At 45.4% G+C, this 22,909-nt stretch carries 21 protein-coding genes; 1 reads left to right on the top strand and 20 read right to left on the bottom strand.

What is annotated here, in order from left to right; all coding sequences use genetic code 11:
- Positions 1–163: 163 nt before the first annotated feature.
- The 20 genes from MKX51_RS11360 to MKX51_RS11265 all read right to left on the bottom strand — a co-directional run bounded on the left by MKX51_RS11360 (position 164) and on the right by MKX51_RS11265 (position 21,655).
- The gene (locus MKX51_RS11360) at positions 164–757 is read right to left on the bottom strand and encodes a flavin reductase family protein (protein WP_340992422.1); all 594 of its coding nucleotides are present in this window, start codon (positions 755–757) and stop codon (positions 164–166) included.
- 31 nt (positions 758–788) lie between these two features.
- On the bottom strand, positions 789–1,727 hold the full coding sequence (locus tag MKX51_RS11355; protein WP_340992421.1) for a ring-cleaving dioxygenase: 939 nt from the start codon (positions 1,725–1,727) through the stop codon (positions 789–791).
- Positions 1,728–2,138: 411 nt separating this feature from the next.
- Positions 2,139–2,708 (bottom strand): GNAT family N-acetyltransferase, encoded by a 570-nt coding sequence (locus MKX51_RS11350; RefSeq protein WP_340992420.1) that lies wholly within the window; start codon positions 2,706–2,708, stop codon positions 2,139–2,141.
- A gap of 107 nt (positions 2,709–2,815) precedes the next feature.
- A complete protein-coding gene (locus MKX51_RS11345; RefSeq protein ID WP_340992419.1) occupies positions 2,816–4,414 on the bottom strand; it encodes a hypothetical protein in 1,599 nt (532 codons plus the stop codon).
- The gene (locus tag MKX51_RS11340; RefSeq protein WP_340992418.1) at positions 4,407–5,120 is read right to left on the bottom strand and encodes an ABC transporter ATP-binding protein; all 714 of its coding nucleotides are present in this window, start codon (positions 5,118–5,120) and stop codon (positions 4,407–4,409) included. Before MKX51_RS11340 ends, MKX51_RS11345 begins: the two co-directional genes overlap by 8 nt.
- 289 nt (positions 5,121–5,409) lie before the next feature.
- On the bottom strand, positions 5,410–6,648 hold the full coding sequence (locus tag MKX51_RS11335; protein ID WP_340992417.1) for an ABC transporter permease subunit: 1,239 nt from the start codon (positions 6,646–6,648) through the stop codon (positions 5,410–5,412).
- A gap of 12 nt (positions 6,649–6,660) precedes the next feature.
- A complete protein-coding gene (locus MKX51_RS11330) occupies positions 6,661–7,899 on the bottom strand; it encodes an ABC transporter permease (RefSeq protein WP_340992416.1) in 1,239 nt (412 codons plus the stop codon).
- A gap of 12 nt (positions 7,900–7,911) precedes the next feature.
- Positions 7,912–8,802, bottom strand: coding sequence for an ABC transporter ATP-binding protein (locus tag MKX51_RS11325; RefSeq protein WP_340992415.1), 891 nt, complete (start codon positions 8,800–8,802; stop codon positions 7,912–7,914).
- Positions 8,803–8,856: 54 nt separating this feature from the next.
- The gene (locus tag MKX51_RS11320; RefSeq protein ID WP_340992413.1) at positions 8,857–9,639 is read right to left on the bottom strand and encodes a hypothetical protein; all 783 of its coding nucleotides are present in this window, start codon (positions 9,637–9,639) and stop codon (positions 8,857–8,859) included.
- Positions 9,575–10,171 carry an RNA polymerase sigma factor gene (locus tag MKX51_RS11315; protein ID WP_340992412.1) on the bottom strand — a complete coding sequence of 199 codons (597 nt, stop codon included), beginning with the start codon at positions 10,169–10,171 and terminating at the stop codon, positions 9,575–9,577. The genes MKX51_RS11320 and MKX51_RS11315 overlap by 65 nt, the downstream gene beginning before the upstream one ends.
- A 55-nt stretch (positions 10,172–10,226) precedes the next feature.
- Positions 10,227–12,062 carry an ABC transporter ATP-binding protein gene (locus MKX51_RS11310; protein ID WP_340992411.1) on the bottom strand — a complete coding sequence of 612 codons (1,836 nt, stop codon included), beginning with the start codon at positions 12,060–12,062 and terminating at the stop codon, positions 10,227–10,229.
- Positions 12,063–12,077: 15 nt separating this feature from the next.
- Positions 12,078–13,325 (bottom strand): insulinase family protein, encoded by a 1,248-nt coding sequence (locus MKX51_RS11305; RefSeq protein WP_340992410.1) that lies wholly within the window; start codon positions 13,323–13,325, stop codon positions 12,078–12,080.
- Between the two features lie 90 nt (positions 13,326–13,415).
- Positions 13,416–13,631, bottom strand: a complete 216-nt coding sequence (locus tag MKX51_RS11300; RefSeq protein ID WP_340992409.1) for a hypothetical protein — start codon at positions 13,629–13,631, stop codon at positions 13,416–13,418.
- 66 nt (positions 13,632–13,697) lie between these two features.
- Positions 13,698–15,248, bottom strand: a complete 1,551-nt coding sequence (locus tag MKX51_RS11295) for a radical SAM/SPASM domain-containing protein (protein WP_340992408.1) — start codon at positions 15,246–15,248, stop codon at positions 13,698–13,700.
- A 276-nt stretch (positions 15,249–15,524) separates the two neighbouring features.
- Positions 15,525–16,283: an ABC transporter ATP-binding protein gene (locus MKX51_RS11290; protein ID WP_340992407.1), complete on the bottom strand. Its 759-nt coding sequence runs from the start codon at positions 16,281–16,283 to the stop codon at positions 15,525–15,527.
- Between the two features lie 9 nt (positions 16,284–16,292).
- Positions 16,293–18,611, bottom strand: coding sequence for an ABC transporter permease (locus tag MKX51_RS11285; RefSeq protein WP_340992406.1), 2,319 nt, complete (start codon positions 18,609–18,611; stop codon positions 16,293–16,295).
- 3 nt (positions 18,612–18,614) lie between these two features.
- Complete coding sequence (locus MKX51_RS11280; protein WP_340941635.1) at positions 18,615–19,895, bottom strand: MFS transporter; 1,281 nt, start codon at positions 19,893–19,895, stop codon at positions 18,615–18,617.
- Entirely contained in the window at positions 19,888–20,553 is a 666-nt protein-coding gene (locus tag MKX51_RS11275) for a TetR/AcrR family transcriptional regulator (RefSeq protein ID WP_340992405.1), read from the bottom strand. Before MKX51_RS11275 ends, MKX51_RS11280 begins: the two co-directional genes overlap by 8 nt.
- 253 nt (positions 20,554–20,806) lie before the next feature.
- Positions 20,807–21,157 (bottom strand): ArsR/SmtB family transcription factor, encoded by a 351-nt coding sequence (locus tag MKX51_RS11270; protein WP_445322002.1) that lies wholly within the window; start codon positions 21,155–21,157, stop codon positions 20,807–20,809.
- Between the two features lie 42 nt (positions 21,158–21,199).
- On the bottom strand, positions 21,200–21,655 hold the full coding sequence (locus tag MKX51_RS11265; protein ID WP_340992403.1) for a MarR family winged helix-turn-helix transcriptional regulator: 456 nt from the start codon (positions 21,653–21,655) through the stop codon (positions 21,200–21,202).
- Between the two features lie 174 nt (positions 21,656–21,829).
- Here MKX51_RS11265 and MKX51_RS11260 point away from each other — a divergent pair, with 174 nt between their 5' ends.
- Positions 21,830–22,789, top strand: a complete 960-nt coding sequence (locus MKX51_RS11260; RefSeq protein WP_340992402.1) for a quinone oxidoreductase family protein — start codon at positions 21,830–21,832, stop codon at positions 22,787–22,789.
- Positions 22,790–22,909: the final 120 nt, after the last annotated feature.

The raw sequence follows: 22,909 nt of genomic DNA, 5'->3' as shown, positions 1-22,909 counted from the left end.
GTCTTCTAACATTAGCATATTATTTCTTTGTATGCAATACTTCCTGAATCATAAATAACCCTGGCGCTTGCGCCAGGGTTTTGTTGTTTAGGTGATAACCTGTCCTTGTATTGCCCGCTATCCCCCGCTGAAACGGCTAACCGTCTGCTCACCAGCACAGCCGTTACAACGGCCGCTCAATCTCAAAAATCTCCCCGATCCCCGCATAGTTATTCCCGGCCAGACGGCTGACCGCCCCTAATGCCACCGGATTAATTCTCCCCTGTTCGTAGATCGCCTCGTCCAGATGAAACTGCACGATCCTGCCGATCAATAGATCAGTATTTGGCAGCTCCAGACACTGCTCAAGGACACATTCCATCCGCACCTTCGCTTCCTGAACGCCGGGAACCTTAATGCGCAGGCTATCTACAGGCGTCATTCCGGCTAAGGTTATCTCACTCTGATCCGGCGGCAAAGGCGCGGCGGTCATATTCACCTGTCCGACATTCTGCTCATCCACAATATGAACCACAAACTCCTTCATTTGCTTAATGTTGCGTGCAGTATCCTTCGACTGGCCCCCGGCATGCTGAATAGAGATAGAGATCATCGGCGGATTGGAGGATACGATATTGAAGTAGCTGAACGGCGCACCGTTCAAGACCCCTCCCTCCGACAAGGTGGTTACAAAAGCAATCGGACGCGGGATAATTGTCCCGATCAGAAGCTTATAATTATCCCGTTCGGTGCCCTGCTGCGGATCAATAGGGATCATGCTCATGCCTCCTTTTTAATGTCAAAGCAGATTAGTCAAGCGCTCTTACAGTAACCGGCAGCAGAACTTGTTCAATCTTTGCTCTGTGCGGCTCGTATTGTTCCGGCAGCATCAGGCTGGTCCCCATCGTCTCCGGCGTTTCATCATGAGCGAAGCCCGGAGGATCGGTAGCGATCTCGAACAGAATCTCCCCATGCTCTCTGAAGTAGATAGCGTTGAAATAATTTCGGTCCTGCACCGGCGTTACCCCATATCCATTATCATGCACATAATCCTGCCATTCAAGCTGATCCTGGTCATCCTTCGCTCTCCAGGCAATATGGTGGACAGTGCCAACCCCCATTTCACCACGCGGTACAGCCGTCACCTTCAGCTCAATCACATTGCCCAGATCTGCAGCCGAGCGGTAGCGGGCGACATCGCCTTCCTGCCCCACGAATGTAAGTCCCATCACCTTCTCCAGCAGCTCAGCGGTTTGTTCCGGATGAGTGGACAGCAGCGTCGCGCCGCCGAAGCCCTTGATCGCCACCTCGGGCGTTACTCCGCCGAAGGTCCATTCATTACGCTCACCCGCCTCCCGTTCCACCAGCTCCAGATGCAGGCCGTGCGGATCATCGAATTCCAGGTACTGCTCGCCAAACCGCTCCATCTCTGTGTAAGCCACCTTGAATGCCGTGAGCCGCTCTCTCCAGAACGCCATCGCCTGGGCCGGAATCACATACGAAGTAACGCCAACCTGGCCCCCGCCGATCTTACCCTGGTACGCATCCGCCCATGGGAAGAAGGTAATAATGGTTCCCGGCTTCCCGCCATCATTGCCGAAGTAGAAATGATACGTTCCCGGATCATCGAAATTGACCGTTTGCTTCACCAGCCGCAGCCCCAGTACGCCTGCATAAAAGTCCATATTCTCCTGCGGATGCCCGACAATCGCGGTGATATGATGAATACCCATGGTTTGTTTGTTCATTTGAATTGCCTCCTAAGTTAATAAAATCGAATTATATCTTTACTTTAAGATATTTGGTTGAATATTATCTTTAAGTTAAGATAATTTATATCCTCACTTTACTTTCTATAGTTACAGTTGTCAAGTACTTGAGTACAATAAATAGCCCCTTCCTAAGAAGAGGCCGCTGAACTAATAGTTTTTGAACACATTTTACTAGATGAACAGTGACAATCCTGCACATATTGCAACATTCTGCTCACTCTAAGGCCCGTAATCAAAAAATGTTGCACAAAAGGCAGCTTCTCCGCCTCCACCAGACAGCTGGACGGGACTATTCCTGCTTTTTATACAACATTTCTCCCGAATACTTAGGTATTAATCAACCAGAGTTGCAATTTATGCAGTATTTCTTAGCTATCAGCATTAACTTTACTTAACAAGCTTTTTCTCATAAAAGCACAAGGTCATCTTATCATTGATTTCCCGGATTTCATCGGTCCTTCTGTAGCCCAGCTTCTCATACAAATAGCAGTTCCGCTCTTCCTGGACGACGGTCGCCAGCCCCCACATTTTCGCATCCGAATAGATCTCTTCAATCCGGGCGAATGCCTGCTGGGCGATGCCTTGGCCTTGGGATTGCGGAACTACACATAATTGACCGAGCCAGTAATGATGCTCTTCTATTTTCTTGACTCTGATACTGCCTACAGCATTCCCGGCGTTTCGGATGATATAGTAATTAACAAATTCCTGATTCATCCGTTCTACGAGTCTCTCCAACGTTTCATTAGCCGGATTTGTCTCATAATCCTGATATTTCTCTAAGAGCGGCATGAAGGCCTCAAGCTGCAACGCATGAATCGCCGCCGCATCCTTCACTGTAGCTTTACTTAGTGTAACCTCTGACTTTTTCATAGTCCCCCCAATTTCATGGCCTATACACGTAGTCAGCCCGAGTTGCTCCGACAATTGCTGTATGGTAACAACAGTCTTGTTCATTTCACCCTCCTCTCTTAGCTATCCTATCACTTGACGCCGCGGCAACTTCAAGGGGCTAATCGGGTGTATCCGAAAAAAAACTTCTCCCCGCGTGCACAACAAGCGGACTACAGCTTCTGAAACATCCTCTCTCCGTTGATCTGGATATATCTGTACATACCGGCGCACACCGCTGCCATTAGAATGCCGTATCCCAGCAGAATGAGATTTCCGCCCACTCCAGGAAGAAGCATGAACAGTACGGCGGGAACAGCCAGCGTGAGAACGCCGATAATCATCGTTACCAGCACCGACGCACTCTGCTTGATCGCCGCAACTTCACTGGTCCAGTCGAGCTTGGGCAGCTTCAGGTTCACCATAACGCCCAGCAGGGCGGAATAGCAGGCATAGATTACCGGAACGGCCAGCATTAATATACTTTCCATCCACCCGGCACGCAGAGTATAGGCCAGCAGCCCCCAGCTTACAGCTGTAATGGGTAACGTAATGGTGAGATTCACCGCCACTTTGCTGAATACAATCGCCGGTTTGGGCACGGGGGAGCTGGTCAAGATCCACAGATGATTTCCTTCCAGCGAAATGGAGCAGGCCGTGGTGCAGCTCAGAACAACAAACAGAGAGATCACCAGCGGACTCAGCGTACTTAGAGAGTCCGACAGCTGCGGGATGTCAAGAATGGTTCCCAGCTGCTCTGAGCTGACGAATAATAAGGAAATGGACATCATCAGGAGCAGCACCATGCCGATCCCTGTGTTCAGCACATAATTGACCGAGCTGAAATAACGCCGCAGCTCCTTTAGATACAAGGCCTTGAATGCTGAATTAGCCTGTAGCGGCTTCATCGTATATCCGCGGCTTGCCCGGCTGGTCATAAGCCCTGTATGAATCGCCTTATACCGGGTCGCCAGCAGGATTGAGAAGAGCATGAAGACCAGCACAGACACCGCGATGAAGAAGAGCAAGGCACTTACCCGGTACGAGCAGACCGCATCAACGTACAGGAAAGCCGGAGGATACACCTTGTAAATCATATCACCCAAGGCGGCCCCAACATCTGCAATCGCCTGCTGCCCTTGATTGAGCGTGAACGAGCCCAGCATCAGCACAATGATGAAGGCGAACGTGAGAATCATATTCAGGATTTTGCTCGCCCGGAACCGGGACGAGACCCAGCTAATGAGGGTGCCCACAAGCGCAGCCGCTATAATCGGCAGCAGATTAATGAAGAAGAGCGTCAATAGGAAAAACAGGTAGAACAGCACGCCCGGCTTCACATGTATCGCATACACCGCCCCCGCCGGAAGCATGACCAGCAGCGTGAAGAACAGATTCATCACATAAAGCTGAAGCACACGGCTCGCCACCACATGGCTGGTCTTCACGGGAAGCGACATGATCATATCGTAGTCTTTGTAACTGAATAATACCCCGCTTGCCTTATAGACCGTAGTGAAGAAGCCTACCAGCGAAGTGACCGCCATCATCACTGCCAGCAATAAGTCCATCCTCCCAAGCTGCTCGAACGACTGCGCCATCATGAAGCTGTAGCCGAATGACACGGCTCCGATCATGAGTATCCCGGCTATCATCGCAATGCTGAGCAACAGCGCCTTCCGTCTCTCCGCAGGGTCTTTCGTATGCAGCGCTTTATTGAGGCCGAAGGAGGACAATAGCTGCAGCTTCGTTAATCTCCAGACATTAATCATGATTGATCAGCTCCATGAATACATCCTCCAGGCTGTTCTCGCCCCTGACCTCTTCGGTCTTACCATGGGCAATCAGCCGTCCGCCTTTGATGATCGCAATCTTATTGCAGAGCTTCTCAGCAGTATCCAGCACATGCGTGGAGAAGAAAATCGCACTGCCTCTGCTGCACACATCTGCCATGATCGTCTTCAGCGTATGCGCCGCCTTCGGATCAAGGCCGACAAAGGGTTCGTCCAGCACCAGCAGCTTCGGCTCATGAATCAGCGCCGAGATAATGGCCAGCTTCTGCTTCATGCCGTGGGAATACGAGGAGATCAAGTCGCCCAGACTGGCTGTGAGCTGGAAGGCATCGCCGTATTGCCCGATCAGCCGCTCCCGGGTGGACTTCGATACACTGAAGAGATCGCCGATGAAATTCAGGTACTGAATCCCCGTCAGGTGATCGTACAGGTCCGGGTTATCCGGGATGTAGGCAATTTTCGCCTTGCAGGCTAACGGATCTTTTTTAATTGAGATGCCGTCAATTTCAATCTCCCCTTGTTCAAAATCAAGCACGCCCACCACAGCGCGGATCGTCGTGGTCTTGCCAGCGCCGTTATGCCCGATGAAGCCGTAGATGTCGCCCCGTTCAACCTCAAGGCTAAGATCATCCACGGCCTTTGCGCCGCCTTTATAACTCTTCGTAAAATTCTTGATGGTCAGCATTTCCTCTCACCTCTTCCTTGGTGTTAGCAAATAACTATAATACGAACCATCCGGCCAGATCGTTCATTTCTATTAAATCCCAATCTCCCGCATTTTTGCCGTGATTAAATTCATGCGGGACTCCAGCTCTTGGCACTTAGGTTTTCGTTCAGCTGTGCTTCTATATAATACAAAAAAGAAGACTTCAACCCTGCGAGAGTCTCCATCTTTTTTTAAAGCTATTTTTATTAATTTATCGGCAGTCTACAGGCTGATTAATAATAATACATAAAGTACACTTTATTCTTAATCAGGTTACCTGATGGTTCTTAAATGCTCTAAAAGTAAGTGGAAGCAATGCTGCTATAACAATAATAGCGAATCCTGTCATGAACTTATACTCTAGAATTAATGCACCGAATAGATCAATTACTTCATATGAAGTGATTTTTTTGAAACCATTAAACATATTAGCAGGTAATAAATCCATCAGTTGATTAAACAAACGGCTGCTCTTGCTTGCAGGAATAAAGAATGGAGCAATCACAAATATACCAATTACAATAATAACTGAAAAGGGACTATTCATACTGCTAGACAGCCATAACGTCAATGCTCCTACCATCAGACAGCCTAAACTACCAATCAAGATCGTCCACAGATATGCTTGGATTACCGTATAATTAACGGGAGCTAAAAGATCAATGATCTGTACACTGGCTCCCGTGCCCTCAAAACCAAATATCCCCAGAAGAAGAAGTGTGTATAGCATGAGTGCTAAGAAGAGTAAACCTAAAGATAGGATAAAGCTCGCCTTGAGTTTGGCAGTGATCACCTTATTCCTGCCATAACGTGTAGACAAAATTATCGCATCAGTCCCCCGCTGATATTCACCAGCGAAGATTGGAGCAAGACATATTCCAATAGCTAAAGCGATCACCAAAAAAAGGTTTTGAAGATTTTGAAATACCTTCTCCCAGCCGGTAACATAATCCATCTGAAAGGGAACGCGAAGTTTTTCGTTCATTGCATTAAAAAAAGCTTTCTCCCTATCTGAATAATTACCATAAGAATAATCGTAATCTAAATATCCATTTATTTTTTCCATCCGCTTCTCATAAAATCTCTTTGCATCATCCTCATGTAATCTATTCATTACAGAATAATCGAACTGGCTTAAGGGTGAAAAAGCATACCGTATTAGCGTATTGATCTGTTCATCTGGAACTTCATATACAGCATAAGCATGCTGATTTAAATTCCCTTTATAATCAATATTCTTCGGATCAAGCAAAATTTTATTATGGCGTTCAATCGCATTTGCTATTTTTTCCGTTGACAAGGGTCCGGCATGCTGACGCGCATATTTTTTTTCCAAAGCAATTGCTGCAATACCTTTAATTCCCTTCCCCGTTTGATCGGTTATGTATGCCCCAGTAAACCTCATGTTGACCAAAAGTAAGACAACAGCCATCACAAGTCCAATGGCGAGATAAAATAATTTGCCCCTTATTATTTTCCGTATTTCAAAACGGGTTAGCACGTCCATAAGTCAAGCCCCCTATACAACCTGATGCTTTTTGAATGCCTGATAAGTAAAAGGTATCAGAAGTGCTATAGCAATAATCGAAAATCCAACCATTATTTTATACGTTGGAACCAACTGTCCCCCAATATTAAATATTTGATAACCAGTTATCTTTCTAAAGCTGTCAAACATATTTCCTGGGAGCAGATCTGTCAGATATCTTAATAGACGACTATTTTTGCTTTCGGGAATAAACTGCGTACCTACAAGAAAAACTCCAGTTGCAACAATAACTGTGAATGAATTGCTCATCCGGCTAGAGAGCCAAAGTGTCAAAGCTCCTACCATAAGACACGCCAGACTACCGATCAATACTGTCCACAGGTAGGTCTCAATCACCGTGAAGGGAACGGGAGCCAAAAACCTGATCATTTGCACGTGGGCACCTGCACCATCAAATCCAAACACCCCAAGTATCAGGAAAGTATATATTGCAATTGGAGAAAAAATTAGTCCTACAGAAACTATAAAGCTTGCTTTTAATTTAGCAGCAATAACTTTGCTTCTACCATAACGAGTAGATAAAACTATAGCATCAGTTCCTCTCTGATACTCCCCAGCAAAAACCGGTGCGAGACAGAACCCAATAACAAAAGCAATGATTAGAAAGAGATCCGGTAAATTTTCAAATACATTTTTCCAGCCGGTAACATAGTCCATTTGAAAAGGCACTGGAATTCCTTCGTTCATTTTTGTAAAATAAGCTTTCTCTTTGGCAGTATAGTTGTTATCAGAATCATTGCTATTTAAAAATTCTCTCACCTTATCCAACCGTCGCTGATAAAATCCCTGCATCTCTTCAGGGTTGATTTTGTCGATTAGATAATAATCGTATGCATTAGCAGGAGAGAAGGCATCCGTAATTAAGAATTGAATTTGATTATCCTTTATATCATATTTTGCATTAGCTTCGACAGTCATCTCCCCCTTCTTGTCCAGGTTATTAGGATCATGAAGTAAGTCCTGATGCCTTCTTATAGCGGCCTCCATTGCTGCTATAGTTAACGGACCAGCAAGCTGCCGATTGTACTCTCTTTCCAGCCGGATGGCTGCAACTCCATTCACAAACTGTCCATCCTTACCGGTCATTTGCATATTTGCAACCAGTACAATAGATAAAAATAACGCCACCGCTACTAAAAATAAAATTCCTGCATAAAATGTTTTTTTACGGATAATCTTTCGCAGTTCAAACCGGGTTAGTATATCCATGGAACACGCCTCCTATTTTTCTTCAGCCGTGACTGTTTCTTCATCCTGAAAATGATATAAATAGAAGTCCTCCAATGAGGGTACGACTGATATCGCCGTCTCGTTCGGTTGATCTGCGGACACAATTCTCAATTCCACCTGATCCCCTTCATGGCGTAAATTACTTACGCAATAACGGGCATTCCATTCCTCAGCATCCCGAAGCGGGACATGACAAGTCCATACGCGTCCTTTCATCGTTGCTGTAAGTTGATCAACCGTTCCGCTTGTCATCAACTCCCCTTTTTTCATTACGAGAATTTGATCGGCAATATATTCCACATCGGATACAATATGGGTTGACAAAATTACTATTTTATCCCTGGCTAGATCAGCAAGTAAATTGCGGAAACGGACACGTTCTTTAGGATCCAGACCTGCCGTAGGCTCGTCCAGTACCAGAATGCGGGGATCATTAAGAAGAGCCTGTGCAATACCCAGCCGCTGCTTCATTCCTCCAGAAAAGGTACGAATTTTCTTCCGGGCCACATCCTCCAGAGCCACTGTGCCCAGTAATTCCCGTGCTTTCCCTTTTGATGCCGCCAAAGTCAATCCCTTTAGCGATCCAACATACCACAGAAACTCCTCTGCACTGAAATCAGGATAATAACCGAAGTCTTGGGGCAGATAGCCAAGCAAGTCACGATAGCGCTCCCCCATGTCACTGATATCCTCTTTATTCATCTGGATCGTACCCGATGTAGGGTTCAGGACTCCACAGATCATTCGTAGCAGTGTTGTTTTTCCTGCACCATTTGCTCCCAGTAGACCATAGACACCATTAGAAAGCTGGATTGAGATCCCGTTTACCGCTCTTTTAGCAGAAAATTTTTTACTCACTTGATTTAATTTTAGTTCAAGCATTCCACACTTCTCCTTATAATCACAATTGATCTGTCTACTATAAACTTATAAATATTAATGTAATTTCACGGCTGTATCCAGACTTTTGAAGTTCTTGCTTACCCCTAGAGTCTCGTACACAATCCCACCCAAAGAAAGAAACAGTACTATTCCCCACAATGTGTCTGCTGATGAAATAAATAAAGATAAGGAAGGAGTAAATGTACAAATAATCTGTACTATAATCAACAGTCCGCAATACGCCAGACAGTAATATCCACAATTTGTGTTACGAACTCGGTTCATTAACCAAAGGGATCCAAGACATGACACATTGAACGGTACCAGAAGATATAGCAGGAGGCTCACAATCTCCATCTCTATCCAAACGTTCAAGAGAATGGCCAAAATGATCAGACCGATTAGATCCGCAATGCCAAGCAGACTCATGCGCACCAGTGTCAGCTTCTCCAGCCTCCGCCAGGTGCTTAATTCAATCTCTATCATATGACAAGTCAAAGATCGGGTCAGTGTCTGTAAACCCGTAATCACTAATAATGGAGCAGCAATAGAAGCCAGCATGACAATTTCAATATCTCCGTGAGGTCGATTCACAAATTGATATAGAAGTACGCCCATTCCAGCGACAATTAACAGTTGTAGCATCCATACTTTCCAACTGATAAAAGAAAGTTGAGCCTTATAAAACTCTGGAAATGAGATTCTTCGCGTGACATGTGCTTGTCTCAGCATCTCATTAGCCCCATAAATGGTTTGTTCTACTCGCTCATGATCAACGGGAAACGAAGGGTAGCCTCTTAGTGTAGTTGTGATGAAATGTTTCTTTTTCTTTTTCAAAAAACTCACTCCTTTCTAAATAGTTTCTAAATACAACTAGTCCGCGATTCACCTTATATTGGGCTATGCATACATTCACTCCCGTAACACGGGCAATGTCGCGAAAAGTCATGTCCAGACAGTATCGCATAAAGACCATTTCCCTCTGTTCTTCAGGCAGCAGCAGAAGCAGTTCAGTCACCAGTTGCTCTCCTTCCACTTGCTCTTCAATAGAAGGGGTTTGCCATCTATATACTTTTTCTGCTTCCTGCACTTGCTCCCAAGATAATGAGCGGCGTTTTTGCAGGTAATCATTACAAAGATTCCGGGCGATTGTGTATAAATAGGCAAGGCATTTTCCCGCATGCCTATACTTGTCAATACTTCTGCAGAATCGATAGAAGGTTTCCTGAGTCAGATCTTTTGCTTCTTCCTCACTTCGGACCCTGTAGTAGCAGTACTTCTGAATCCCTGGGTAGTAATGCTCGATCAGCGGTGTAAGATACTGCGTCTCCCCTTCCTGTATTCTTCGGATCCACTCCACCTCATCCACGTAGTTCCCTCCTTTCCTTATTATGTATAACTAATTTGTGCGATAAAAAATGGAATTATATTGTGACTTTTTCGTGAATCTCTTGACCCGATTCTTTTTCATATGAATCCGCCTGCATTCTGTATAGACGGGCATACAGTCCTTCCTGCTGAATCAGTTCGGCATGCGTACCCAATTCTCTTATTTCTCCTGACTCTAATACAATAATATTGTCTACATCTCTTGTATTAACGAATCTATGAGTAACCATTATACATAGTCTGCTAAATTTCATTTCTTGAAACTGCTTGAATATTTCATGCTCCGAAACCACATCTAATGATGCAGTGGGCTCATCCAGAATCAGAATAGCGGAAGGTTTCATTAAAGCCCGTGTAATAGCTAATTTTTGCCATTGTCCCAGCGAAAGATCTACACTTCCAGACCACTCCTTCTTTAATCTTGTTTCATATTTTTCAGGAAGCTGAGAAATAAATTCATCTGCTCCCGTCTTTTTAGCTGCATCCATTATTTGGTCCAGATTGTCTACCTCCTCTAAATTTCCTAATCCTATATTTGTTTTAACGTCAAACGGATACTGAATAAAGTCCTGAAATACAGCGGCGACATGCCGGAACAAGGTTGAACGGTTATATTCATTGATGTTTATACCATCTACTAAAATATCTCCCTCAGTTGGTTGATATAAGTTCAAAAGCATCTTGATTAAAGTTGTTTTTCCAGATCCGTTCAGCCCCACAAGTGCATAGGCATATCCAGCATTTAGCACAATGTTAATGTTCTTAAGTGCATAATAATTTGAACCTGGATACTTAAAGGTAACATTCCTAAATTCTATCCGCTTAAATGTAACCGGAAATTCTTTTTTCATATCCTGTTTCTCTTCAGGAATCTCTAACAATTGAAATATACTTTGCATGTATAGACAATTCTCATAAGCCATAGATATTAACGAAAGGATATTTGACACTGTATTCTTTAAGTTATCCACCGCTGTTACATACATCGTTAACGATCCAATTGTTAACCTGTTATTTACGCATATAATTACTACAAAAACCTTAATGATATACATCAGTGAATTATCTACGATATCTACAAAAGAGTTTTCTATTAAAAAACGCTTTCTAATTCTTTTATCTTCAGTTATGTATTTTTGCATTATTTCAAGAATAGTCTTGGTGAGAAATTGATCTGAGCGGGAAATCTTCAGTTCTTTGACATAATTATTTGTTACTAATATTGTTTTCAAATGTCTAATGAACCGATTTTGCTCAACCCGTTCATTAAACACATTAAACCATTTGTTTAGAATTCTGATGCTGATATAAAACATGGGAACTGCTGAAATTAGGCAAAGCATAACCACAGAAGGTTTCAAAAACACAAGAATTCCTATAATGCCAAAAAGAGATGTAATATTATTAATAAAGCTAACCGTAGTTTTCATAATATTCATACTTCTGTTTAACGATTCTTCACTGGACTTCTGAATTTGATTATAAGTGTGTGAGTCATCCAAATCTTTCATTTCTAATATCATTATTTTATGGAGTATCTTATCAGTTATAGCTTTATTCAAATTCGCAGAAAACAAGTTCTGTACAAAGTTCGACACCTTGCCTAACACAGAACTGAGTAGTACAAGAAAAAAATTTATTGCTAACCATATAAACATCTTTTTAAAGGAAATTGACGGTGCACTGAGAACTTCGGTTGCCGCATCAATAAATTCTTTCCATACCCATAGCTTCCCAGGAACTGTAAACCCTATAATTGTATCAACAAAAAAAATAAATAAGAAATTAGCAGGACTGGTCTTCCAAAGCAGAATAATAGTCTTTGCAAAAATCCAGCAATTTTGCTCCAATCTTTTTATTTTTCCAATCACCTTTATCATCACCTTTTAGGTAGAGATTACTATTTTACAAGGAGCATTCAATATCCATTCCCTGTAATCCATAAGATCGCTAACCTCAATTTGATCAATTAATTCCTTTAACTGACTGTATTGGTTGGTAGTTATATGAATGGGTTCGCCATAAAAAATATGACAAGATAAATTCTGAAATGTCTGAACTCTGTTCGGTTCTTCTTGTTCATAGAAAAATGGCGAAATATTTTCTTTCGATGCTTGCAGTATTTCTTCTGTAATCAACAAATGATTTAAAAAGTTAACAACATTTTCTGCAAAACGAGATAGTGTATCATCTATAGTAGTAAAGCTCAATGAAAATACAACATAATAAAGATTAGCGGAAACATGCTTGTCTGTTACTGAAATGCCAGAGCACCTATGAGCATATGGAGATGCAGATACATATTCATCAATACTTTTTTTTGTAACAGCTTCATATAACATTCTTGTTATCTTTGACTTCAGATTTAAAGATTTATAAGAATACTGATAATAGATTTCAACTACATTATGATAAGAAGGATGCTCCAGTCTGCAAACCGACAAGCTACACTTTTGGTTTTTGGTATCATTAAAACTTGCATTATAGTTTAATCGTTTAGAAATTCCAGTCTCAAAACCTGGTATTTCTTGATATAGATTTGATAGAATATCTTTCATCTGCAATCCAGAAAAATAAACAAGTGCCATATTATTTGGAATATAGTATTTTTGAAGAAATGTGATTGCATCTCTCATTTTTAGTGATGCTATTTCATCTTCATTTCCTACGGGAAGCTCATTAATTTGTCTATCTGTTATAAATGAGATAATATCCTGCTGCCAGTACCACTGAGATGCTTTCTGCTTACATTCGGTTAATATCTCAGATTTTGATTTTTCAAAAGTTTCTTTGGTGATAATAGTAGTATCAAGCACTACTTTTAAAATTTGATGGAATGTATAGATATTATCCATATGTGAGGAAAAAGAGAACAATAATATGGTTTGTCCATAATTAGTAATTCCGGACGAACGTAAACAAACCCTATTGAATATTTTAAAACGAATAGTAGATGTAGGAATATAATGTCGATAGGAAAGACAAATATGCTCAACCAAATGAGCTATTCCGTTTTTACCTATAGGTTCCTGTCCACATCCAGCTTTAATACACACAATAACCAGCGTTTCCTCACATTGATCATTTACAAAAAAGATATTGTTTTCTTGATGAAAAGATAATTTAGGTGCCATACTAAATCGTATCTCCTCGATTAGAGAGTATAAGAATATTAAATAAAGGTGAGCTAACGTAAAGTTAGATCACCTTATAAGTTCACATTACTATGATCCGTCACTTGCTGTACTCGTATTACGTTCTTTATTATCAGTAATATTGCTGTTACATCCACATCCGCAATCCGGAACACCCCACCACCACGCTCTGTCACCTGTATTATCATGTTGATTAGGAGTATCCACATTACAAATACAGTTACATTTATGCGCTGCTGTCAAGGCATCATCTTGATTTCGAAATAAAGGGTTAACTACTAACATGGTTCTTACACCTCCTCTATCATTAATTTATTTATATTAATCCTCAAAATTCGAGGAAAAATATCATCAGTAAATTTCAGTATGTTCTAAAAATGCCAACTTCTCAGGTGAAGTTTCTCGTACAGTATGATATAGAATTAAATCCTTGAGGTGTATACTTCTGCGCAAGTTGCATTTTCTGTTTTTTTCAAATGCATTAAATTCAGTTTCTGTATAATTATGCGCATAACACACGGAACACAATCTTATCGCCCAACAGTTTTGGCATTGCTCAATTGATCCTTCAGAATAATCTTCAACATAGTATTTTTTAAGTCGACTAAAATCGATGCCATCCTTAATATTCCCAATGGAAGGTGAATTGCCTACGCGTTCGCAGACATATAATTCTCCATTTGTAGTTATGTAAAGTCTGCGTGCTCCAGGAGTACAACAACCATTAAAGGGATAAAATTCACCAGGGATTTTCGAAAGATAACGTTTTTCAATGCTGATTAACGAGCTTTCGATGCCTGAAGAAGAAATATTATTAATATGATCTCTGATTACTGGACGACTTAAGGCCGATTCTTCCAACCATGACCACAAAGGATCTATTTCTTTGGGTTTAGCGTCATGTTTGTTCTTAAATTTAATATCTGCATTAGGAATACTACCTTCTGCAGCATAACCAATATTAATATCTACATTAGGTGACAAGAAATCCAAACCCGAGAAAAAAGAATTAATATCATTCAGCTTCTCATGTGAATACGGCGGTGCAAATACAGCGTTTATGGAGATTGAATTTTCACTTTTCGAAAACGAATCACTCATCAGCCTCAGACCATGAAGTGCCCGAGAAAAGCTGCCTTCTCCATTAGCATATTTTCTATATGCGTTTTGCACATATTCCGGACCGTCCAAGCTGCAAACAACCCCCATACCTGGAACCGCTGCCAAGAAATCCGCTATTTCTTTTGTCACTAATGTCAGATTTGTTGTCAAGGAGAATGTGATTTTTTTTCCCTTTAGAGCTTCCAAAGAATATTCTACTGCCCATTTCAATACATCAAATTTGAGTAACGGCTCTCCTCCATAAAAGGTAACAGCTATTTTCTCTCCGGAATGTTGTGCCGCATAATCAATGCTTGCCTTTGCAATTTCCAGACTCATATCACTGTGATTGAAATCTCTGTTTAAGTCGCAATTTTCATTATATATACAATATCCACACCGCAAATTACAACGACCTGTTAATTCCAGAATCACTTGTGATAACTCATTGTTAACCCTTTCCTCTAAAAGTTCGTTATGCCCTGGCGTATACAAACGTTCGGGTTTTAATGCACGGAATAGCTGTTCATCAATAACCGTTTGGCAAAAATCTTTAATAGCTGAGATGGTTATTTCTTGTACGATCAACATTTCATTGACATCATTAACATCAGATACTTCGAAGAGACACTGCATGATTTTAAAAGAATCATCATCTAACTGTAAGACTTTTCCCGTTCCAGTATCATAATAGTAATTATTTGTTTCCGTTGAGAAAAGTTTGCCTAGTCGTTGAATCTCACTTTTTTGTTTCAATGCGAATAACCGCCCAATTTCCTCATGGCATTTCAGTGTACTCATTTTCCCACCTCTTTCTTAAAAATAGGAATATATCAAACAGTTATGAGATTTTTTTCACAATCAACTCTAGTAACATGTTCTTGTGCAATTAATATAGCACAAAAACAAATAAATTGGAATACTTTGTAATTATTATATTTTTTAAACATTAAAACCTTTAATATCAACATAATTACATTTTATTATATAGAAAAATCACTAAGCCATTAGATACTTAGTGATTTTTCTATCAGTAATTTTGCAGCTTCAGAGGACGTGAATTCAAAAACTTTACCATTAAATCCCAATCTCCCGCATTTTTGCCGTGATTAAGTTCATGCGGGGCTCCAGCGTCCCTCCGTTGTATTTCGGCAGGCGTATCTCATCGACAATCCGGCCGTCGCACATGAACATAATCCGCTGCGTCCTGGCCGCCACAGTAGCATCATGGGTGACCAGCATGATTGCCGTCCCTTCTTCATTGATTCCGGACAGCAGGTCCATGATCTCCTCGGCAGCCTTCAGATTCAGCGCGCCGGTTGGCTCATCCCCGAAAATAATCCGCGGGCTGCCCATCAGCGCGCGGCAGATACCCGCCCGTTGCAGCTGTCCACCCGAAGCCTCTGTAATATCACGCTTCGCCAGCTCCGCGATCCCCACCTTTTCCATAAGCTGCTGCGCCTTATCCATAATCGCTGCAACCTTCCGCCTGTTGTCACGCATCGACGGCAGAATAATATTGTCCAGGATGTTCAGATTCTTCATCAGTGTCGGCTGCTGGAACACGAAGCCCATTTCCGTTCTGCGGAGATCCGCAAGCTCATCCTCTTCAAGTATCCCCAGATCCCTGCCCTCAAAAGTAACCAGCCCCCAGTCGATCCGGTCCATTCCGCTCAGTGCAAACATCAGCGTGGACTTCCCTGAGCCTGAGGGTCCCATTACCGAGACGAATTCACCTTCGTGAATATCGACGGATACCCCGTCCAGCACTTTGCGCTGCTCCCCGCCAGTGCCATATTGTTTGGTTATATTTTCTCCCGAAATGATCTTCTTCATCTTCTTGATCTACTCCTTAATATTGCCGGATATTTGAATTCGACCGATGCCCGATGTGCCGATAACCGCCCCGATGAGTACAGAACCGGTCATGATTAGCGGACACAGCAGATACGCCGAGAGTGGATTGACCACGAACTTGAACGACGAAGCCCCGAAGGAGGAGATCACAGCCCCGGCAAGAATCTGCCCCAGAGTGTTCGCCAGCAGGATGCCCAGAATCATCCCGGTCACCAGTACAAATATAGAACGCGCATAATACTGTACAGTCAGATCGGAATTCCGGAAGCCCATCGATTTCATGACGGCAATAGAGTAACGGTCCTTGGCTACCAGCATCCGCATGAACAAGAGTGTAATCAGTACATTCAGGACCAGCATCACGGCTAGAGCAGCCCATGCAGCCTTACCGACTGAGCTAATGGTAGAGCCGAAGGTCTGCGTCACATATTCCCCGATATCAGACACCTTAGCATAACTGAACCGCTCTGCATATTCGCTCACCTTGCTGCTGATTAGCATGGAATCTGCAAGCTCCGCATAAATCACGGCCCACATGGCCTGATCAGAAGTCGTGGTGAAGGTGGCCTTGGCTGTTTTCCCGCCGTTGGTCACATCCGAATAAATCCCGGACACCGTAAGCTCCTTCGCTTCTCCGTCTACGAGCAGGGTCAGGGAATCACCGGCTTGCTTGCCCAGCTCCTTGGCATTCGCGGCGGAGAGGGCAATCTCATTCGCTGCAACCGGGCCATGTCCTTCACCATAGGCAACCGGAAAAATAGAATGGTCGCCCAGCTCAACCTTTATCCGCTCAACGACACCATTGTCCAGCTTCACGTTCAGCGCCTGAGTGGTCAGCACGGCAAAACGGAAGATCATCACATCCTGCTCCATCACCCGCGCAATATCTGCGGCCTTCTCTGGAATATGGTCCGTCTGCTGGATATCCAGGCGCAGATCACTGTCACCGATGCCCATGTATGTAATGAAGCTTGAAGAGGAGATCGTATGATAGAGATTCTGGGGCACAATCATAAGGAAGGAAGAGATGACGAGTACTGCAAGCATAGTTGCATATAGAGCTTTTCTGGACAAGACATCCTTAACGCCTAAATAAACATTCGTGTTCAGCAGCCGGTTGGCGCTCAAGGTAAACCGCCCTGAGCCCGCCCGGGTCTGCCGGGATGTGCCGAAACGGATGGCTTCGACAGCTGAAATCTTCCGGAAACGCTTCAGCACCCTGTTCACATAGGCAACAATAATGAGGAATACGAGCAGCACTCCAAGGATGCCGCAGGCCAGAGCAAGTGCCGGATGCGCACTTTCGCCCATATACAGCCTGATATTCTCAAGCAGCAGACCTCTGAAGCTGAACGATAATGCCAAGCCGAGGATACTCCCCAGAGCTGCTATCGCTGCGTATTTGGCCAGATAGATTCTTTTGAGATCCGAGACGCGCAGACCGATGGCCTTCATGACACCGATCTCCCGGTAATCGCTCTCGATGGTTGCCATGAGGGTGAACCTTATACATAGAAAAGCAATAATAACAACCAGCACACTCGCCAGCAGGATCACCGCAATCATAAGTCCGTCCGAGATCGCATTAAGCACTCTGAACAGGGGATATGTAATCACCGGGCCGTTGCCTTCAAGTCCTGCTGCGGTATAGTCTGTCTCGAAGGCCCCCAGCATCGACAGGTCCTTCAGTCTGAACTCAATCAGGTATTCCGTGGTTCCGTACTGCGCCAGCTCCGCATAATCCGCCGGGCTGACGAGGAACCGCTTCGACGAAGCAAGCAGTGAGTTCATCTGTGAATCCCGCAGGAACCCCGCTACGGTGAGACTTGTGTCTCCCACGGTAACCGTCCCTCCGGCCTCGACGGAGCCATCCTTCATATAACTGATCGGGACATACACCTCGCCGCCCCGTACATCAATCACTTTCCCGTCCAGATCAAGCAGATAATCAAACTTCCCGCTCTGTGTGCTGAAGCCGTTATCCTGAACACTGTCCGCAAGCGTATGCCCGTCCATGACAATCCTCGCGCCTTCTACATTGAGAAAATCAAGCACCTGGTGTTCTTCAACCTTATTGTTCTGCTCTGCAAAGGCCTTGAGCCGGTCTTGATCCAGCTGGCCGGAATGCATCTGCAGGAAATGCGGCGTCTTCGCCTGCGTCATCAGATGATCGATGGCCCCACTCAGATTGACGACCAGAATGGCTGACAGAGAGACGAGCATGGCAGCGGCCGCTACGAACAGCATAGTCGTCAGTGTAATTCCCTTACTTGTGCGGATATCTCTGCGGATGATTCGGTAAAACATAAGTTACCCCCTGCTCTCAAGACTTGTAATGGATTTGAGCCGATAGATCATGACCGAAGCAGCGCTTAACAGCAGCCCGGCAATGATGATGAGAAGTCCCATCCCCCGCCCGCTGCCAGTGCCGATGATCCGCCCCACACTATCCGCCAGAACTCCGCCGCTCACCAGCAAGGGAGTAAATACGTAGTCTGCCAGCACACCTGCCAGCATATAAGCCGCCACGAATCCTAGCTGTGAGAGCAGTCCGATCAATGACCAGGCTCTCCCCTGAACGGAATTGTCAATATTGGTGCGGACCAGATAATCCAGGGCTGTGTTCGTAAAGGGCAACATGGCAAAAAACATAAATCCGGCAGCGCCAATCAGCACAATATTCTCACGCAGTCCGAAGACGGCGATACTGATTCCTGAGCAAAAAAGCGACACTGCCAGCATGCGCACGAAATTTTTTTGTATATGCAGCATCCCTATAATGACACTCGACACCAGCATTCCCGATGCCATGACCGTCTCAAGCGTCCCCAAGACGGCACTATTAGAGAACGCCAGAATCATCGGCATGGACAAGGTCTCGATGAACCCGATGAAGAAGGTCATGACCGAGGTCATAATCACCAGCACCAGTACTCCCCGATTCCCGGAGACTGCTCTCCAGCCTTCTTGAAATTCACGGATAAAGGCTGGTGTCTGCTCCGTCTTTTTGGAGGGAAGACCGCTGCGGACCGCAAGCGTAGTAGGCACGGTTAGAAAAAAAGTACAGATGTCGATAATCAGCAGCAGCTTCACATCAGAGACTGTAAGCAGCAGCCCGGCAATGAGCGGCGAAATCAGATATTTGGCGGAGCCGGCAATCTGCACAAACCCGCTGGCCTTCGTATACTGCTCCTCGGTAAGCAAATCGGTTATCGTAGCTTTATAGGCGGGATCAAGCAACGAGGAGAATACCGAGCTGACGGTCACCCCTAAGCAGATCTGCCACAGCTGCGCATCTCCATTCAGCAGGCAGACCAGAATATAAATCAGACCTAAGGCAGAGAGCGTATCCCCCAGCACCATCAGCAGTCTGCGGTCATAGCGGTCCGCTAGCACGCCTGCGACTGGACTAAGCAGCAGCGAAGGCATGAATGCCAGTAATGTCACCAGCGCCATAGCCGAAGCCTGCCCGGTCTGCTGTAAGGTATAAATCCCCAGCCCGAACGCGGTGAGCCCGCCGCCGATAGCCGAAATCAGCTGCCCTGACCACAGAAACAGGAATCTGCCGAAGCCTGTTCCGGATCTATTCATCACCATTGCCCGCTTCCACTCCACCGGAGCCGCCGAACATCTGCATTACACTCATCAGACTTCCGTTCCCGGCACCGAGCAGCCGTTCCACATTGGCGATGAAGGCCAGAATGCGTGACATACGCTCTTCTTCCGTCATTTCAACCATGTCATTATCAAAAATGGTGGTGGCATAGATGACAACCATCTCCATACATTCGTACGGATAGGGAGTATTGAATATCCCCTGCTCGATCCCCTCGCTGATGATGGAGGCCAGAATGGGCGGAACGCTGCGGATAACCGCCTTCTGAACCTTCTGATGCATCAGCGCATTCTGCGGCTTGTGGATATGCTCCATGATCTCCGTGCTGCTCCCCTCTCCGCTGCTGATGTTCAGCGCCATGACTACACGGAGAATCCGGTCGATGACGGGGATGCTCTTGTCTTCAGCAACCTGCTGAGCGGCATGAAGGATAGCGGCATTCGTCCGCTCAATCAGCGCGTCCATAATATCCTCCTTCGACTTGAAGTGATAATACAGTGTCCCGCGCGCAATGCCGACCTTGCCCAGAATATCGCCCGTGCTGGTACCGTCGAAGCCCTTCTGTCCGAACAGCTCCTCTGCTGCATCCAGAATCTCATTTCTGCGGGCTTCCGCTTCTTTTACAACTCTCATGGTCATGTCTCCTTGTGGTGAGGCTGGGATTGTACTAACTTTGAGTGTAACTGTACATGTAACTTTGGCTGTAACCGTAGCATTATTTGTGAAAAATAATTACCGACCGACTGTCTGTCGGTAATTGATTATAGCATAGCATGCTTTGCTGGAACAAGGTAGCTTAAATTTTCCGCATACGTTTGGACCACGTGCCTTCACGCCAACACATTCTTAGCATTAGCCTATACCGCACAGCAGGGATTCTCCATAATCAGAGAATCCCTGCTTCACGCTCGCATTGTGCCAGAACCTTCTCCAGCCCGTTCACCAGGCTTTTGAGCACCATCAGCTTGCTTCCAGAATCAAGCCGGTAATAGTTGCGGGTGCCTTCTTTTCGGACGCTAACTATCTCCGCTTCTATCAATATTCTCAGATGATGGGACACGGCCGGACGGGAAAAGTGGGTGATCCCTCTTATCTCGCCTACACGCATGCCCGGATCTTGCGGCCCTTGCAGCAAGGCCATCAGGATGGCTTGCCGGGTCTCGGCACCGACCGCGTTCAGCACCTTCAGCGAATTCTTGAATTGAGACGCCAGTTCATTCATAAGTTCCTGGTCCATGGAAATCCCTCCTATATGCTTCATCGTCACGAACCCTATCGTTCAGCGGCTCACCCCAGGTGCAGTGACCAGAATCTTGCTGGCCAGGGCAATCATCTGCGCCCGTTCCTCTCCGGTAAGACCATCGGTTACCGCCGTAATCTGACGCTCGATCTGCTCCCCGACCTCGTGAATAATCTTCCAGCCTGCCGGAGTAGCCCTCACATTGAATGCCCGCCGGTCACTCTGTGATACGGTACGTTCTACCAGCCCGCGGCGCTGCGCCCGGTCAACGAGCCCTGTAATACTGGATTTGTCGAGGCCCAGATGCTTGGCCAGCTGCAGCATGCCCGGCTCCCGGTCGCGCAGTATCCCCAGCAGACGGATCTGAATGATTGACAGATCATGCTCCGTTCCTATCCGGGCAAGGATATTCTGAACCAGGAAGGATAGCTGCACAAGGCTGTCTACCATCGACAGATCCTCCAGCTTATCAAAAGAATTATCGTAACCGCTCATTGATTTCACTCCGCACTTTTGTATATTTCAGACCTGTTCGCTCCTATTGTAACACAGTAGCCGTTGACTTTGTACGTAATACAAACTATATTATTTGTATTACAAACTTTTTAGTTTGTTTCACAAACCAAAATCACTCACCTGGTAACTATCCGGGTAAATGGAGGCCTATTTATGTACGCTGCTATTGTAAGATCCTTCGATTCAGGTCCGAAATACGAAAAGCTTGCAGCTCCGGTACCTTCAGGAGAACACGAAGCTCTGGTAGATGTGCTGGCTGCCGGACTACATCTCCGGGTCCGGGCACAAGCCAATGGCTCTCACTACACCAGTACGGATGAACTGCCGCTAATCCCAGGCATTGATGGCGTCGGACGGCTCCCGGATGGCAAGCTGGTCTATTTTGTAGCCGCCGATAATGCCCCGGGATCGTTCGCAGACCAGACCCTCATCGATCTTCGCCGCGCTGTCCAGCTGCCCGCAGATGCCGATCCCGTGCTCATCGCCGCCGCGATGAATCCGGCTATGTCCTCCTGGGTGACTCTCCGCCGCCGGGTTCAGGCTAAGCCCGGGTTCAAGGTTCTCATTCTGGGTGCTACAGGCAACTCCGGGCAGATGGCTGTGCAGATCGCCAAGCTTATGGGAGCCAGTCAGATCATCGCTGCCGGGCGGAACCCGGAACGTCTGCGTTCGCTTACACAGTATGGTGCAGATGCAGTCATATCGCTTACCGGGGATCCCGGGGCAGTGTCCCGGAACCTCGGCGAAGCCTCAGCTGAAGTGGATATCGTTCTCGACTATCTGTGGGGTGATCCTGCTGCACTCTCCATGCTCCCGATATTAACCCGCCGGTCCGACCGCAGCCGGCTGTTAACCTGGATTCAGATCGGTTCCATGGCAGGCGCGGACGCCGCGATTCCTTCCGCTGCACTCCGTTCTGCCAACTTCCAGATCATCGGCAGCGGCCAGGGGTCCGTCACGCCTGCCGGATATCTGGCCGAATTCCCGGCGTTGATTGAGGCGATTGCAGAGGGTCAGCTTACAGCGAACCCTATCATTTATCCGTTATCTCAGATTGAACAAGTATGGAAGAATCCGCCAGACAATCAGCAGCGTATTGTCTTCGTGCCCTAAAATAAGCAATCCTGAACCCTCCAAGCAAGCTGTGTCCGGGTATTGTCAGCTGTGTTGCTCCGCAGCCAGACACGCAATTGTAACTTCTGTTCTTGAACATTCTGGAAAGTGAGTGATAGA

The sequence above is a fragment of the Paenibacillus sp. FSL M7-0420 genome (assembly GCF_038002345.1).
Classification (GTDB): Bacteria; Bacillota; Bacilli; order Paenibacillales; family Paenibacillaceae; genus Paenibacillus_AQ.
This window is presented reverse-complemented; position numbering and strand designations above follow the sequence as displayed.

Coding starts and splice junctions, on each gene's coding strand:
- MKX51_RS11305 (WP_340992410.1), bottom strand. CDS start 13,325: ATGGCACCTAAATTATCTTTTCATCAAGAAAACAATATCTTTTTTGTA.
- MKX51_RS11260 (WP_340992402.1), top strand. CDS start 21,830: ATGTACGCTGCTATTGTAAGATCCTTCGATTCAGGTCCGAAATACGAA.
- MKX51_RS11350 (WP_340992420.1), bottom strand. CDS start 2,708: ATGAACAAGACTGTTGTTACCATACAGCAATTGTCGGAGCAACTCGGG.
- MKX51_RS11275 (WP_340992405.1), bottom strand. CDS start 20,553: ATGAGAGTTGTAAAAGAAGCGGAAGCCCGCAGAAATGAGATTCTGGAT.
- MKX51_RS11355 (WP_340992421.1), bottom strand. CDS start 1,727: ATGAACAAACAAACCATGGGTATTCATCATATCACCGCGATTGTCGGG.
- MKX51_RS11360 (WP_340992422.1), bottom strand. CDS start 757: ATGATCCCTATTGATCCGCAGCAGGGCACCGAACGGGATAATTATAAG.
- MKX51_RS11300 (WP_340992409.1), bottom strand. CDS start 13,631: ATGTTAGTAGTTAACCCTTTATTTCGAAATCAAGATGATGCCTTGACA.
- MKX51_RS11325 (WP_340992415.1), bottom strand. CDS start 8,802: ATGCTTGAACTAAAATTAAATCAAGTGAGTAAAAAATTTTCTGCTAAA.
- MKX51_RS11270 (WP_445322002.1), bottom strand. CDS start 21,157: ATGGACCAGGAACTTATGAATGAACTGGCGTCTCAATTCAAGAATTCG.
- MKX51_RS11295 (WP_340992408.1), bottom strand. CDS start 15,248: ATGAGTACACTGAAATGCCATGAGGAAATTGGGCGGTTATTCGCATTG.
- MKX51_RS11330 (WP_340992416.1), bottom strand. CDS start 7,899: ATGGATATACTAACCCGGTTTGAACTGCGAAAGATTATCCGTAAAAAA.
- MKX51_RS11265 (WP_340992403.1), bottom strand. CDS start 21,655: ATGAGCGGTTACGATAATTCTTTTGATAAGCTGGAGGATCTGTCGATG.
- MKX51_RS11290 (WP_340992407.1), bottom strand. CDS start 16,283: ATGAAGAAGATCATTTCGGGAGAAAATATAACCAAACAATATGGCACT.
- MKX51_RS11335 (WP_340992417.1), bottom strand. CDS start 6,648: ATGGACGTGCTAACCCGTTTTGAAATACGGAAAATAATAAGGGGCAAA.
- MKX51_RS11340 (WP_340992418.1), bottom strand. CDS start 5,120: ATGCTGACCATCAAGAATTTTACGAAGAGTTATAAAGGCGGCGCAAAG.
- MKX51_RS11345 (WP_340992419.1), bottom strand. CDS start 4,414: ATGATTAATGTCTGGAGATTAACGAAGCTGCAGCTATTGTCCTCCTTC.
- MKX51_RS11280 (WP_340941635.1), bottom strand. CDS start 19,895: ATGAATAGATCCGGAACAGGCTTCGGCAGATTCCTGTTTCTGTGGTCA.
- MKX51_RS11285 (WP_340992406.1), bottom strand. CDS start 18,611: ATGTTTTACCGAATCATCCGCAGAGATATCCGCACAAGTAAGGGAATT.